The organism is Pseudomonas syringae (assembly GCF_002157375.1).
In the GTDB taxonomy this organism is placed as follows: Bacteria; Pseudomonadota; Gammaproteobacteria; order Pseudomonadales; family Pseudomonadaceae; genus Aquipseudomonas; species Aquipseudomonas syringae_T.
Genome location: NZ_MTSA01000001.1, coordinates 44,727 through 60,098 on the forward strand (window position 1 = coordinate 44,727; position 15,372 = coordinate 60,098).

10 protein-coding genes are annotated in these 15,372 nt (G+C 57.3%); 5 read left to right on the forward strand and 5 right to left on the reverse strand.

What is annotated here, in order from left to right; genetic code table 11:
• Positions 1-196: 196 nt before the first annotated feature.
• The 4 genes from BW686_RS00215 to BW686_RS00230 all read left to right on the forward strand — a co-directional run bounded on the left by BW686_RS00215 (position 197) and on the right by BW686_RS00230 (position 3,457).
• The gene (locus BW686_RS00215; RefSeq protein WP_084913658.1) at positions 197-1,303 is read left to right on the forward strand and encodes a serine hydrolase domain-containing protein; all 1,107 of its coding nucleotides are present in this window, start codon (positions 197-199) and stop codon (positions 1,301-1,303) included.
• A complete protein-coding gene (locus tag BW686_RS00220) occupies positions 1,300-1,638 on the forward strand; it encodes an amidase (protein ID WP_084913660.1) in 339 nt (112 codons plus the stop codon). Before BW686_RS00215 ends, BW686_RS00220 begins: the two co-directional genes overlap by 4 nt.
• 78 nt (positions 1,639-1,716) lie before the next feature.
• On the forward strand, positions 1,717-2,298 hold the full coding sequence (locus BW686_RS00225; RefSeq protein ID WP_084913662.1) for a YceI family protein: 582 nt from the start codon (positions 1,717-1,719) through the stop codon (positions 2,296-2,298).
• Position 2,299: 1 nt separating this feature from the next.
• A complete protein-coding gene (locus BW686_RS00230) occupies positions 2,300-3,457 on the forward strand; it encodes a phospholipase D-like domain-containing protein (RefSeq protein ID WP_084913664.1) in 1,158 nt (385 codons plus the stop codon).
• Between the two features lie 40 nt (positions 3,458-3,497).
• Here the strand turns inward: BW686_RS00230 and BW686_RS00235 are convergent, their stop codons facing one another.
• Positions 3,498-3,731, reverse strand: a complete 234-nt coding sequence (locus BW686_RS00235) for a DUF6124 family protein (RefSeq protein WP_084913666.1) — start codon at positions 3,729-3,731, stop codon at positions 3,498-3,500.
• A 459-nt stretch (positions 3,732-4,190) separates the two neighbouring features.
• On the opposite strand from BW686_RS00235, the gene BW686_RS00240 reads away from it, so the two are divergent.
• Positions 4,191-4,676, forward strand: coding sequence for a hypothetical protein (locus BW686_RS00240; protein WP_084913668.1), 486 nt, complete (start codon positions 4,191-4,193; stop codon positions 4,674-4,676).
• Between the two features lie 23 nt (positions 4,677-4,699).
• Here the strand turns inward: BW686_RS00240 and BW686_RS00245 are convergent, their stop codons facing one another.
• The 4 genes from BW686_RS00245 to BW686_RS00260 all read right to left on the reverse strand — a co-directional run bounded on the left by BW686_RS00245 (position 4,700) and on the right by BW686_RS00260 (position 15,356).
• Positions 4,700-5,140, reverse strand: a complete 441-nt coding sequence (locus BW686_RS00245; RefSeq protein ID WP_084913670.1) for a type VI secretion system amidase immunity protein Tai4 — start codon at positions 5,138-5,140, stop codon at positions 4,700-4,702.
• Between the two features lie 498 nt (positions 5,141-5,638).
• Positions 5,639-8,329: an RHS repeat domain-containing protein gene (locus tag BW686_RS00250; RefSeq protein ID WP_084913672.1), complete on the reverse strand. Its 2,691-nt coding sequence runs from the start codon at positions 8,327-8,329 to the stop codon at positions 5,639-5,641.
• 45 nt (positions 8,330-8,374) lie between these two features.
• Positions 8,375-11,023 (reverse strand): RHS repeat domain-containing protein, encoded by a 2,649-nt coding sequence (locus BW686_RS00255; RefSeq protein ID WP_084913674.1) that lies wholly within the window; start codon positions 11,021-11,023, stop codon positions 8,375-8,377.
• Positions 11,013-15,356, reverse strand: a complete 4,344-nt coding sequence (locus BW686_RS00260; RefSeq protein WP_084913676.1) for a SpvB/TcaC N-terminal domain-containing protein — start codon at positions 15,354-15,356, stop codon at positions 11,013-11,015. The genes BW686_RS00255 and BW686_RS00260 overlap by 11 nt, the downstream gene beginning before the upstream one ends.
• Positions 15,357-15,372 lie beyond the last annotated feature (16 nt).

Below are 15,372 nucleotides of genomic sequence, written 5' to 3' on the forward strand. Positions count from 1 at the left end.
TCCAGGCGCTTTGCCGTAACTGCAGGCTAGGGAGATGCCGTGTCATGCCTGTGAAGCTTTGGTGATGGTTGTGTGACGGAGGCTTTCTGGTTTTCGTGCTTGATACAAACGGGGCTGACTCTCGTGCCAACGTTGCATTGGCTGGCTGTCATAAAGCCCTGATACTGTGCGCGGATGGCCCCTTCGAGACTTTGTCATGCCTTATGGATTTGTCCGTCTGTGTCTGCTTTTCGTGCTGGGTGTCAGCATTCAAAACGCTGTCGCCGACACATGGCCCGCCGAGCAGTGGTCAACCCGCTCAGTACCGCGATCCCCCGCGATTGAAGCACTTGAAAGCTACGCCTTCCCGCCACGCGATGAAGAGACCCGCAAAGGCATACGCACCGACGCGCTGCTGGTCGTCCGTGACGGCGAAGTGGTGTACGAACACTATGCCGGTGTCACCACGCAACAGACTCCGCATCTCACCTGGTCGATCAGCAAAAGCATTCTGGCGACCGTGCTGGGTGTGGCGTTTACAGACGGACGCTTTCAGTTGAATGACCCGGTCGCGAAGTTCTACCCGCCGTTCCAGAAGCACCCCGATATCGCCATTAAAGACCTGATGCATTGGGCCTCGGGCCTGGACTGGCAGGAGGATTACGAATACGCGCCGCTCAACTCGTCCGTGGTCGCCATGCTCTACACCCGGGGGCGCGATGACATGGCACGTTTCACCGCCGAGCACGCGGCGGCCAAGCCACCGGGCAAGGCGTACCTTTATTCCAGTGGTGACAGCAACGTGCTTGCCGCCGCACTGAAAACCATCGTCGGGCAACAGGCGTATGCGAATTACCCGTGGGCAGCGCTGTTTGACCCGCTTGGCATCCACAGCGCTGTCTGGGAAACCGACAGCAGCGGCACGTTCGTGGGGTCGTCCTATGCCTACATGACGGCTCGCGATCTGGCCCGCATCGGTTTGCTGATGCAGCGCGGCGGTGAATGGCAGGGGAGGCAATTAGTCAATAAGGAATGGATCGATTTTGTGCTGAAGCCGTTTGCCGGCGAGCAAGTGGACGCGAGCGCGGAAGTGCCCGGTGGTCAGTGGTGGCTCAATCGCACGGCGGATGACGGCAAGGGGCCGTGGCCGGACGCGCCCCCTGATACGTTCGCCGCGCTGGGGCACTGGGGGCAGGCGATGTATGTGATCCCCAGCCAGAAACTGGTGATCGTGCGCTACGCCGATGACCGCGACGGCACTTACAATCACGATCAAATGCTCACGCTGTTGCAAACGACATTCGGCAAGGAGACCGGCCAATGAACAGCCGTCGAATGTTTATCCTGCGTCGTCCATTCAGCAGCTTGCTGATGCTGATCATTGCCGTGCTCGCAGTCCTTGCCTGGCAGTACCGTGTGAACCTGCAAGCCTTTCCGACCATCATCAGTGCCTACACCGCCAAGGAATACTGCTCGTGTCGGTACGTGATGAACAATCCCGAAGCGTACTGCCGGGCGTACGTCAAACAGTACGTGCCCAGCACTCTGACCGACGACGCGGGCCAGAAGCGTGTCGTGGCCAGCGGTCTGGGGCGGACCAGCAGCGCAGTGTGGCAAGGCGATCGGCAAGGCTGTCGCCTGCAACCGCCCGCGCGGTAAAGGTTGCAACGAACATAGCGGTTTGCCGGAGGTCTGACAGGCGGTAAGGTAGCCCCTAAATGCACGTCCGGAGTCTGCATGTTCAACATAAATCGCCTGCTGCTGGTCACGCTGGCCGCAGTGGCGTTACCTGCCCAGGCGAACTGGTATCTGGATAACGAATCGTCGCGACTCTCGTTCACCTCCACCAAAAATGCCGACGTTGCCGAGGTGCATCGCTTTCTTGTGTTGCATGGCAAGGTCGACAACAACGGGCTGGCCGAAGTGGAGATCGAGACGGATTCGGTCAGCTCGGGTATTCCGCTGCGCGACGAACGCCTTCGCGAGCAGGTGTTCCAGGTGCGCCAGTTCCCTGCAGCGCAGATCACCGCTCAGCTCGACATGCGACCGATCAATGACCTAGCGTCCGGCGCGCAACTGGAGCTGCGGTTGCCCCTGACCGTCAATCTGCGCGGCAAGACTCACAGTTACAACGCCGAGCTGCTGGTCACGCGTCTTGATGAGCGCCGCTTTCAGGTGGTGACGCTGGAGCCATTGGTGCTTCACGCGCAGGATTTCGATCTGGTGCCGGACTTCACCGCCTTGCGCAACGCAGCGGGATTGTCTGCGGTCAGCCTGTCGGTTCCCGTGGGTGCTGTTCTGATTTTCACGGCCCGCTGATATGGCCGGCACGATATTTCCGTGGCGTGAAGATAACCACTTTCAGTTGCTGATCGACGGCCCGGCGTTCTTCCCGCGCATGATCGCGGCCATTGATCGCGCCGAGCAGCAGGTTGACCTGGAGTTGTATCTGGTCGAAGCCGGTGCGTGCGCCGATGCCATTGTGCGGGCGCTGGTGGAGGCGGGCAGGCGTGGTGTGATGGTGCGCTGCCTGTTTGATGACTTCGGCTCAAAAGCGTTCGATGCCGGGCTGCGTCAGCAATTGACCGATGCCGGTGTGATTCTGCGTTTTTACAACCCGATTCACTGGCGGCGCGGCGTACGCAATTTCTATCGCGATCACCGCAAGATTCTGGTGGTGGATAAATCCCTGGCCGTGGTTGGTGGCACGGGCGTGACCGACGAGTTCTGGGAGCCGGACAAAGAGGTCAGCCAGTGGCATGAAGTCATGGTGGAAATCACCGGCCCGCTGGTGCTCGACTGGCAGGCATTGTTCGACCGGCAGTTCCACGCCAACGCCCGGCGCTTTGCCTGGCGCCCCGGACAGAATTTCGGCCTGACGCAGTTGCCGAAAGTCCCGGTATCCGGCGCAGGGCTGGGACGCGTCGCGTACGCCGATTCCCGTCAGCACCGCGATATCGTGCAATCGCTGGTGCGCAGCCTGCACAGCGGTCAGAAGCGTATCTGGCTGGCCACGCCGTACTTTCTGCCCTCCTGGAAGGTCCGCCGCGCCCTGCGCAGTGCGGCGGCACGCGGTGTTGACGTGCGACTGCTACTGACCGGGCCGCGCACCGATCACCCGTCCGTGCGCTACGCCGGCCACCGCTACTACCCGCGCCTGCTCCGCGCCGGGGTCAAGGTCTTCGAATACCAGCCGTGTTTTCTGCACCTGAAAATGGTGCTGATCGATGACTGGGTGAGCATCGGCTCGTGCAACTTCGATCACTGGAACCTGCACTTCAACCTGGAAGCCAACCTCGAAGCCCTCGACCCGTCCCTGACCCGGGACGTGGTCGCCAGCTTCGAAAAAGACTTCGTCCTGAGCACCGAAATCACGCTGGAAGACTGGAAAGCCAGGCCACTCTGGCAGCGCGTCAAACAGCGCTTGTGGGGCTGGATCGACCGGCTGGTGGTGAACCTGCTGGACCAGCGCAATTGAGGTGTCGGCGGGGCCGATCAAGGTCCCGCGTCCGGGATTTTTACACGATGCATTCCAGCGAACGGTCCACCATCGCCTTGGCCATTTCTGCCATGTGCGACACCGAAAACGCCAAATCACGGCTGGTGCCCTGAGTGCTGTCACCTGATTCATACGCCGCAGTGATGATGCAACGCAGCAGGTCCGACGCGTAATTGAGCGCCTCTTCCTGGCTGACAGACGGGTTGACCGTAAAGAGGGCCGGTGGGGGATCGGGGACGATTTTATCGGGCATGTTTGCAACTCCTGGTCGTTGAGAGGAGCCGCCCCTTTTCGCTACCAAACGAGCAGGGTGGCGACCGTACGCAGGTTGGTAGACCGGTGACCAGGCAAGCCGGTGCGTCCGAAGACGCCAAGCGCACGGCCACCATAAACGCAGGCCGCAAAAATGCGCCTTGTAAGGAGGCGCATTGCGCACAGGTCACTCAGGTCTACCAAACCTGATCGCTGATTGAGCAGCGACCGACGAAGCCTAGAGACCTGAAGGGTCAAGCGCAATGGGCCGGGATTTTCTCGGAAATTTCCTTCAATTGAAAGAGAGGCGTCCTGCTATTAATTCCTACAATACTTGTCGAAAAAGGATATTTGCCAAGGTTTTTGTTTCCTGCCCCTCAACGTGCGTACACTCTTTTTATCAAGACGACGCCCAAGCGCGCTTGCTGATTACACGCGTGTGCAGCGAAAAGGACGGAAAGTGGACAGCGAAAGGAACGATGGGCAAAAGCAGGAAAGTCTTAACCTGACATTCAACTACACATTCTTCTTCTGGTTACTGTTCTCTGTGGTGGTCTTTAAACTGACGCTGTTCGACTACCTGGACGGTCCTTCGGGCGCAGATGAGGTCGTCATGAAGCGTCAACTGCCGCAGGGCGACTGGCTTTACATCACACGTTATCTGGCACCCGCGACAGACCTGAATACCTTGCGGTTTTACATAAGCAAACGTCTGGAAGGCAGCGACTCGCAGGTGCTGAAGCGACTGAACGAAGACAGCCTTTTTCTGCTGACGGACAGCGAACTGAGTGACGTAAAGATTACCGACACGCCCAACGGTGTGGGCGTGGAGGTCACAGGTGCTGTCTACAGTTATTTCAGCAAACAGTACATTACCGAGGGCGAAACGTTGAAAAGCTATCGGATTACATTGAACCAACGTGATGTGTCCCCGCCCCACAGATAAGGTATGAGACAGCAAGCCTCTGATCAGGGTTTTTTGTAATCTTGCATGTCGGTGTGGGTGGGGTTGATAACGGCTTTTTTTGTCTGCGCCTCCAGCGCTTTACTGTGGTAAAGATCAAGGCACTTAAGCAGGTCGAATTTTACGCCTTTTATCTCGGACTCGGTAAGAGGGTTCGTATAGTCCCTGGCCAGATAGTCGTCTACAAACTCCCTGGGCTTTTCGGGGCTTATCTCCCAATCATAATTGGCCCACTCGCGCAACGCAGTAACGCTGCTGCCAGCATCAGTTCCGACAGTTGGGCTGTATTTGTAAGCGCTCGCAATGCAGGTGGCAAGAACCATGTCCTTATAGTTTTGCGCATGAGTTCTGTGCATGCCCTCTGGTGACGAGGGTCGAGTAGAGGCGGAGACAGTAGAGGCGGCAAGTACAAAGCAGGTTAGCGCGCTCGTAAAAAATGACTTCATTACTTAAGGCTCCAGAAATTTGCGGCAGCTGTGCGGTAATCATCGCCAGGTTCGTTAAGGTAGCAATGAACATAAAAAGTGTTTCCGTAAGATAAAGTTGCGTGTCCTTCGTGTTGCTCTATTTGGATATTTTGAATGTTACTATCCCTTTTTTTGGTCAGCATTCCTCCATCGGAGAGCGGATATCGGGGGCAAGCGCTTCGCCTGGGATGCCTTCGATTTTGATATAGGCGTCAAATGCCATTAGTTAAAACTTCACGGTCTGTTCACGTTGCATACAGGTGTCTGTATGTATCAGCAGCGTAAACGGTATTTTTTTTGGCGTGGTTGCAGATGTTCTTTGGTTTTGAATGAAATATCTCCATTTTTTGTCGGAAAGGTATTACAGATTGAAGTCTCTCAGCCTTTCCCCGTGGACTGGAAAGTCAGGCCACTCTTGCAGCGTATCAAACAGCGCTTGTGGGGCTGTATTGACCGGTTGGTGGTGAACATGCTTGATCAGCGGAATTGAGGTGTATGGAACGCATCAACTGTTGAAATGTTAGTGTGCCGACGCTGTTGCGGAGGCGCGCTCAATGGCAGAGCAGGTGGCGTATCTTCCGCATCAGTCGTGGTGTATTGCAGTCCTGCCTCCAAACCGGGTGGCTTTGATGTCGGCAACGGCGGAGGCATTTCCTGGTCTGGTAATGGCGAACGGCGTGTTGAGGTTGTTGCGAGCTCAACGTGAATATGCATATCCAGTTGGCTTCGGTTGAAGACTTTGTCTACGCGTATGGCTGACAATCCAAAGTCTTCTAGAATTCGCTGAGTGGTTTTGCCTGTGGGGGTTTTTGATAAAAAAGCGTCTTTGAGTTCTGGTGAGCCGCTTTCATAGCGGCCTACTGTATGCCGTGTCTGCTCGTTTGATATGTTTTCCCTGATAATCCGGTGTGGAAGCTGGCCAAAAAAACCGTAGTGTCGGGCGACCTCAGTGTATTGAAAAACAGCCACCTCGTTTGCGTAATACCTGCGTTGAGTATTCGGATGGTTGAAGTTCATATGAAAAGTCCATTCGTCTGGCGCGTAGGTATTCACAAACTCATTGGCTTTGAGGCCCAGTCGCGCCTGTCTGGAGCCTATTGAGTGCTCTCCAAGAACTCCCCTCTGATGGCGAAGGTTTTTTTCAACAAATTGATAATGCTCGATCGAGTTACTTCTTGCCTGTGCGAGGCGGTCTTCCAGCCCCGTTACCTGATAGGGCACCAGGCCCGATGTGTCAGCATTCGACAGAGGATTATTCACTACAAAAATAAACTGATTCAAACCCCCCACATCCCCCGCCGGGTCCGGGTTTATCCACCGCTGCAACCACGGCGCGTAATACCTGAACCCGTAGTAATACAGCCCGCTCGCATCGCGCTCTTTGCCCGAATAGCGCACGGTCTTGTACTTCGCTTCCACCGCGCTGCGGGCTGCCCACCAGGCCGTCCCTCCGAACGGGTAATAGCTTTCGTGGCTGATAATGCTGCCGCGATGATCCAGTTCCAGCGTGCTCGATCCCAGGTGGTCGCCCACGCTGTAGCGCACCTGATCATTGGCGATGCCAGCCGGTTTTCCAGTTTCCCAGTGCAATACCCGCACGCTGTTGCGACCCGCCTGGGCGGTGATGACGTGCAGGATTTCCCCGTCGGCCGACGTGCGGATTTCCAGCCCCGGCAGGTAGCGCACCTCGTGGGTCAGCGTACGATCCGAGGCCCGAGAAGTTGTGATCTTGCGGCAGCGCTGGCCTTGGCCATCGTAGAAGTAACGCTCTTCGTCATTCGGCTCTTGTTTACGTTGTACGGTGGTGAGCCGTTCAAGTTGATTGCGCACATTCCAGCTCATGGTCTGGCCGCGCACTAATTGCAGCAGGTTGCCATTGGCATCGAAGTTCGCGTTGAAATCCACTTCACTGTCATCGTCGGGCAGGCTGCGATTGCTGTCCGGGGCGACGTGCATGTTGCGGGTGAAATCATGTGCGCCCTCATGACGCATCTGCAGCAGGTTGCCCGCAGCGTCGTAGTGGTAACGCTGTTTGTAATTGCTGACCTGACAGGAATCGATCATTGGCAGAGGTTGCAAACCAGGCAAGGCCGGGCCATGACTGGCACCGTTTCTCACCTCACGGCCGGTGGCTTCGATCAGTTGATACAGGGTGTCGTAGTGGTAGCGGTTTATCGGCTCGATAAGCTGGTTGTCGCAATACCTGTCTGGCTGGGAAGTATCGTTGATGAGCGCGACATTACCCACCGGGTCATAACTGTAATTCAGCGCTTGCAACACCGAGCCATCTGCAGATAACGCGCTGAGTTCAGTCAGCCGACCGTCCTGTTGATCATAGGAATAATGGGTGACGACGCCATTGCCGGAAGTCTCCTGCTCGACCTGATTGAACGCGTTGTATCGGGTATCAGCAAGCAATGGCTGCGGCTGGGAAATGCCCGCTGGCGTCAGGCTCAGTGTCTTCGATTGCCCGGCAACGGTCAGGCCGAACACCTGACGGTTACACATGGTATCGGACTGTTCGATGACTTCCCCCAGCGCATTGAATCGCCATCGACTTTGCAACGGAATCGGCTCAAGCAAGGTATCGCGCTCGGTTTCAGCGAGCGGCCAGTCCGGTGTGGTTCGCGACAAAATAAATCGCCGCGCCTCGGTTAGCGAAGGCCCCGACAATGCATAGTCCGGATAAAAGCGTGTGCCTGCGGTGTCGTCATGACGGACGAGCTGATTGCATTGGTTATGCCCGACCGTTGCGTGCATGTCGCCATAGCTGAAGCGCTCAACGACCCGACTTTGCTCGGTGATGGTCAAGGGGCGCAACATCACGTCGTAAGCAATATTTTGCTCACTGCCATGGCCGTCCCACCCCGTCAGCTTTTGACCTGCTTCGCCCGGCAAGACAAGTCGCCAGCCGGCATCAACAGTGTTGGTGAGCAAGGGGAGGCCGGAAAGTGAATGCAGTGTGCTGATATTGGGCAACGCATCGCTGCTCAGGCGCGAGTCTCGCTGAGCGATGAGGCGTCCCGCCACATCGTATGTCTGAAGGGTCACGCGCCCTTCGGCGGGTTGGCTTGAATGCTGTCGTAGAAAGGCGATGCCACGCACGGTGAGCGACCGTGGGTCAGTCGCTGCCAGCGTGGGTGTGTGGGCATGCACAGCTCCGTTCATATCTAAACGTCCTTGCCAAATGAGGAAGTCCTTTTCAACGTTCCCTTAGTGAAAGCCAGTCTGGATGTTTGGCTGCTGTTTCGGGCGTACAGCAATAATAAAATCAGCGACGGGGAATTCTGCGTCCTCTTGCCGATCAACCCATAAAGCCTCCATGCCAAAGTCGTCGAGTACCCGTTGAGTCCGCTTGCCGTTGGGCGTTTTTTTAAGGAAAACCTCTAGCATTTCCGGAGTTTTGTTTTCTATTGTCGAGGTTTCTTTCAACGTCTCATCGTTTACGACCCAGCTATTCTTTATAACCGAAGGTAATAGGCCGTAAGTCTGTGTTTTATGGGCGATGGTTTTATACTGGTATCGAACGACATCATTGGCATGATAGTCGTTGCTTTTGCTTCTTTTGAAATTCGAGTGAAATGTCCATTGGTTGGGCGAGTAGTCGTTAAGGAAGTCGTCGTTTTTTTGAAGGTGCTTTGATTCTACGGTGTAAGGGTCGTGTGCGAAGCTGCTGTTATGCTCAAACATCGTCGCTACGAGTTCGGTCGCCTTGCCGGATTTTTTATCAGCCGCAGCCAATCTTTCTTCCAGCCCGGAAACAAGATATCTGTCTGGCATTTTGTAGGGGGCATCAAGGAATTGCTCATGATCCCCCCACAAAACACCGGGTCTGGCATCTTGGTTTGCAAGGGGATGGCTATTTGAAGCTGTTGGTTTTCGGCGAGTGGAGGATGCTGGCGACTCAAGCGCGTACTTCCCCATGTTTCCCAGCCTGTCGCAATAGGTGATTGGGCGGTTTCTGACGTACCCGTACACGTTCAGCCCATCCACATCCCCCGCCGGGTCCGGATTTATCCACCGCTGCAACCACGGCGCGTAATACCTGAACCCGTAGTAATACAGCCCGCTCGCATCGCGCTCTTTGCCCGAATAGCGCACGGTCTTGTACTTCGCTTCCACCGCGCTGCGGGCTGCCCACCAGGCCGTCCCTCCGAACGGGTAATAGCTTTCGTGGCTGATAATGCTGCCGCGATGATCCAGTTCCAGCGTGCTCGATCCCAGGTGGTCGCCCACGCTGTAGCGCACCTGATCATTGGCGATGCCAGCCGGTTTTCCAGTTTCCCAGTGCAATACCCGCACGCTGTTGCGACCCGCCTGGGCGGTGATGACGTGCAGGATTTCCCCGTCGGCCGACGTGCGGATTTCCAGCCCCGGCAGGTAGCGCACCTCGTGGGTCAGCGTACGATCCGAGGCCCGAGAAGTTGTGATCTTGCGGCAGCGCTGGCCTTGGCCATCGTAGAAGTAACGCTCTTCGTCATTCGGCTCTTGTTTACGTTGTACGGTGGTGAGCCGTTCAAGTTGATTGCGCACATTCCAGCTCATGGTCTGGCCGCGCACTAATTGCAGCAGGTTGCCATTGGCATCGAAGTTCGCGTTGAAATCCACTTCACTGTCATCGTCGGGCAGGCTGCGATTGCTGTCCGGGGCGACGTGCATGTTGCGGGTGAAATCATGTGCGCCCTCATGACGCATCTGCAGCAGGTTGCCCGCAGCGTCGTAGTGGTAACGCTGTTTGTAATTGCTGACCTGACAGGAATCGATCATTGGCAGAGGTTGCAAACCAGGCAAGGCCGGGCCATGACTGGCACCGTTCCTCACCTCACGGCCGGTGGCTTCAATCAGTTGATACAGGGTGTCGTAGGTATAGCGACTGATCGGCTCGATGCATTGGTTGTTGGTGAAATTGTCCATCTGCGAAGCATCTTCAAGGCGCAGGATGTTGCCAACCGGGTCATAGCTATAGAAGAGCATCTGCAACGCAGAACCCTGCGCCGACGTTGAGCTGAGAGTAGCAAGCCGGCCGTCCTGCCGGTCGTATGAGTAACGGCTCACCACACCGTTGCCAGCGGTTTCCTGCTCTATTTGGTCGAAGGCGTTGTAGTGGGTCTCGCTGAGCAGTGCGTGCTGTTGCGCACCGCCCGCCAACGTTAACCTCGCTTCTTTTAACTGTCCGGCAACGGTATGGCTAAACACCTGCCGATTGCCTTTTGCATCGGTCTGTTCGACGACGTCGCCCACTGCATTAAAAGCCCGGCGGGTTTGCAGACCGATCGGCTCCAGCCGTGCTGTAGGGCCAGGCTCATCTGATGGCCAATCCGTTTTTTCGGTCATGAGTGTGAAGTGTCGGGTTTCGCTCAGTGCCGAGCCGTGAAGCCCGTAATCATCGAAAAGAAGAGTGCCCGCGTGGCCATCATGGCGAATCAGTTGATTGCGCTGATTGTGTCCGCCTGAATTCATTCCGCCGTAAGTAAACACGTCCACAACACGCGTTTGCTCGACAATTTTTTCCGGACGTAACAGGGCGTCGTACTCAACCTGGCGCTCGCTGCCTCGGCCGTCCCAGTCAGCCAGGACCTGACCGCCTTCGCCGAACAGTGCAAGTCGCCACCCTGCATCGACACTTTCCGTGAACAGTGCGCTGCCACTCAGGCTGTGAAGGTTGATTCGGTTTGCGCGCTCAAGACGGGGATCGATGGCCGCGATCAGCCGACCTGCCGGATCGAAGCGCTGACCTGTCACTCGCGCCACGGCGACTTCCTCCGCCTGGCTCCGGTACAACTGGACATGACCTACGCTCAGTCCCCTCGCGTCCAGAGCGAACAGTTCCGGCGTATGGGAATGCAGCGCGCTACTGAACATTTGCAGCGCCTTTGCGGTTTGCCAGAACTTCCTCCGCTGTGTCGTTCTCGTCCTCGCTGATGACGTACCAGGTCCGGTAGGTCTGCCGCCGCATCCAGCCTTTGGCGATGAGGGTAATGGTCGGGCGCCCCAGCGGGTCGTAGAACTGCTTGTCGACGATGTTGTGTGAGCGTATCGAGGCGTCGTTCACATACCGGTGACTGTTGGTGAAATAGGGGCGATAGACGCGTACCGCCAGGCCTTTATTGTTGTATTCCACCCGCTCGCTGACACGCCAGCGGGGTGAGGCGTGAACGATTTTCGGCTTGCCGCCCTCCATCTCAAAATTGCCCCATTGATCGACCGCATAAGCGTCACCGTCTTCGACTTTCTGGCGGGTTTGCAAGGTGCGGCCGAATCCGTCTATCGACGCCATGCTGATGCGGATCTGTTGGTCCGGATCTTCCGGGTAGCGGTCTGCCACGAGGGCGGCGCTTGCCAGCGGAACAGTCACCAGGCCCAGTGCCGTGTTGCCGTCGTAATACAGCGCACTGGCTTGTCTGCCCAATGCGTACTCGGGTTGTAGCGCCGCCTCGCTGGCCGACGCCCAGTAATGGCCGGTGCGGTTGAGCGGAGGGAAACCGACTTCCTCACCCCGTTCCGTCCCATAAAAGCTGGTTGCCCATAATCTGCCGAACGCGTCGTAATCCGCCTCTTGGCTGTTCTGGTTTGCATCGATGATTCGCTTCGCTTGCAGCACTCGATAGTCGTATTCGGCGAAAGTGACGCAGCCTGCCGGGTCGGTGACACGTGTCGTGAAAAGGCTGTACGCGTCGTACTCGACATGACTCCAGCCATGACTGCGGGAAGGCCTGAAAGTGACAGGCCGAAAGAAGTTTTCAGGCCCAGCATAGGTTGCAAAGCCGCGTTTGACCGACCATAGATTCAGGCTGTCTGCTGGCAGAAAGCCTGGCATCTGCTGATAGCCGATATCGATGAGTTTCTTCACCAGCGTTGCCGTGTCCATGACGCGTTGGTAAGCGCCAAGTGCCTGGTCATCCAGTTCAGCGATTTCCGTTGCATCGGGCAGCGCTTGAAAAGTCGCCTCGCCGTCACCGCAATGGATGTAGCGCTGCACCGACAACCCGGTCAGCGTGCGCGGTATGCCGGCCAGTGGTCCCTGCGGATCAACAAAGTGTTCGTAGCTGATTTGCGTGGTCGGGAGTGCGCTTTTCTCGACGGCCATCGCGTTGCTGCGTGAGCGATAAGGCAAGCCCAGGCGCCAGCTCTGCGCCCCTTCCAAATGGATGGCTTCGGCGCGTATTTCAGTCAGATAAACCTGCTGCTGCGCTTCATCGTGGGATTCCAGCCACCATCGCTGCTGATGAGCGTCTTCGAACGGCGGGGTGTCGTGCGGTTGCTTGCGCCGTGCGCAATTGACCTTGACTGCATGCACGGTCGAACCATAGCGATCCCAGGCCAGACTCACATCGTGCTCGCACATGGGGTCTTCAAGCTCATCGCGCTCGTAACGGTAAGTGATGACTTCAAGGCCGAGCGGCAGCATTGATGCATGGCGCTGGTACTGATTCAGGGCTCGTAACTGTCGAACCAGATAACGGTAAGACTGAGTGGAATACAGCACCCCCGGCTGTTGATCTGCATTCAGGCCGAACACTTCGCTGCGCAATATCGAACCGGCCAGGCTGCGAGCCATCTCCCGTAAGGTGTCTTCGTCGGGTTCGGTGACGGGGCGATCGGCCTGTTCCGTGGCGTCGTAGGTGGTGAGCAGTGACTCACCAGGCAAACGTGCTTCGGTGTCGCTACGGTCGTAGTCGTCGCAAGGCCGCACAGGGTGACGACCGGTATGAAACCAGGTCTTGGTTAAAACCGGAGCAGTGAAGCCTTTCTGAGGCTGCACAGGTGTTTCGGTGTCGGTCTGCAGGAGCAGTCCAAAACCGCGAAACTTGCGTTCGTGCGGGTCATAGAATCCCTGTCTGTACCTGAACAATTGGGTCAGCGTATTACCGGTGATCTTGTCCTGCACGGTTTGCCTGACCACCACATGGACAGGGAAGGGCAACTCCGACACCGCGGCCTTGCCCGCTGCGCGCAGCTCGTGTTTTTCATCCAGCCATTCCTGGGCCGAACTGCGATACCTGACTTCTCCGGCTGCTCCCATGTTGTTGTCCGTGGCTTTCAACAGGTAAGGCTTGTAGACACTGCCGGCCCGGTCGGCGGCGTAGTAAAAGCTCCAGTGACGAGGGGTCATGTGTGGCACCGTCAGCACCAGGCTGGACACACCCAGCCCTGTCAGGTCCGCCGCACTGAACTGACAGAACCGGTCATAACGAACGCCCTCGGGCCAGGGCTGGTCGAAGCCTGGTGCCAGACCATTACCGCCTTCATTCATGAAGACCTGAAAGCAATCCGGCTGCAGGTACAGCAGGTCGCTGGCACCTGAGCCATCCAGATCAGCCAGTCGCACGCGGCTTGCATCGAATGTTTCGTAGGTGAAGGGCAGGCTGGCAAACAACCGGCCCTTGCCGAATCGACCGCGCCCCAGGTTCGGCCAGACGCGGATTTCGTTGTACCGGATACGAATCAGGTGCTGTTGCCCCGAGCCCAATATATCGCTGAACGCCACCAGCTCGGTCGGGCTGTCGCTGAGTAATGGCAGACGGTCCTCGTCATGAGGCACATTCACTGCGCTGGCGAAACCGTCGTTTCGTCGATTGGCGTAAAGACGAACACTGCGCGGTCCGATCAATGCAAGATCGGACAGCCCGTCGCCAATCAGATCCGCCATCTGGCCTAGCGGGTGGAAGAACTCGGTGGGGAAGGCCGAAAACGTGGCGTACCTCGACCAGCTTCTGTCCGGGTTGAGGGTAAAGAAACCGGCCATCCCCGGCTGTGCGATCACCCAGTCAAGCCGCCCATCGCCAGTCAGGTCGGTGAGCGCCTGGCGTACCGGTGTGGCCGAATCTGCCACCGGAATGTGTGGCAATGCCTGATAAGGTCCATAGGCAACATCGTCTGCACTGCCGGAGGTATCACGGATCGGCTCCCGGTAGAGCCAGGCGTTGTCACTCTGATACAGCACGCCAGGCAGTCCGTCGCCGTAGAGGTCTACCATCTGATAGTGCTGACCGTCGTTCAGGCCTGCCGGAAACTCCAGCGGTGTGTAGACAGGCGCCAGGTGACTGAAATCGGTGTATTGAAATTGCATCGGCGGTTGTTGATCGACTTGCCTCCAGTCGGTGCCATCCCATGCCTCGGAGTGCGCCGCGCTCAGCAGGCTGTAGTTGAGTGCTGTCTGTTGATACTCCAGCAACAGCCGCTGGGTCAGCAACGGCGAGTCGCCGAGTTCTTTTGGAAAGTGATGAAACATCAACACCTGCCGACACAGGCGCACATTACCCAGCTCGAAGCCGTAGGCGAAGCTTGAGTGTGGATCGCTGCGCACGGGCCAGATGAATTGCTCGCCATAACCGGGGGGCGGTTCGGCGCTGGTAACGCGTTCGCCGTAGTCGAACAGCAGGTCGAAATGCCAATGCAGCGTGTTCAGCAACCCCTCATCCCACAGGTAAAGCATGAGGTGCGCTTCCGCGTTGCCGTAACGAACGCGGCTCAGGTAGCGCTGAGCGCTGAAGTCTCTTGGAGGGTCGTCAGGCAGGCCCTGTCCGTCTTCGGGCTTGTATTCGTACAGGATGTGTTCGCCGACCGCATTCATGCTTTCTTCCAGCAGCCATTCAGCCACGCGGTTCATGTCTGTGGGGTCCGCGATGCGCGATGATGCACGTTTGCCGTAGAGGTGAAGGCTGCCGTCAGCGCCGTGAATCAACCAGAAGCCGGGATCGACCGGGTCGATAAACCAATGCTCGATGCGATCAAACGCCCCTTCGACTCGGGCGAAGTAGCGCAACACCTGATAGGTCGCGTTCAGGTCCTGGCCGTTATAGCTGCTGACCTGGGTTGTCACGAGCGCGCCTTTGTCGTCACGCTCTGGTAACCAGGTCTCGCCACTCGGTCCAAGCATGACGTCGTCATCGTTATAGACAGGCACGCCCTTGCTGGAAAGGCGCGCGACGTGCCCGTGACTCAGGTTCCAGCCCAGTCCGAACAGGCCGTTACCCGAGGTGCTTTGGTAGCCGAGCGACAACGCGGGCGCGTAGCCTCGTCCGGGGCTGACAGGCAGGGCGATCTCCAATGACGCTGCACCGCTGCTGCCGACCGCGCCCCAGCCTTTGCCGATGCTTTGAATTGCACCGCCACCTTTGGGCAGCGACGGAGTGGCAACGGCCGGCTGCAAGGTCTCCGACGGTTGTTGCTGCGAAGATGTGTGGTCTTCCATGACTCGGCCTCCTGGC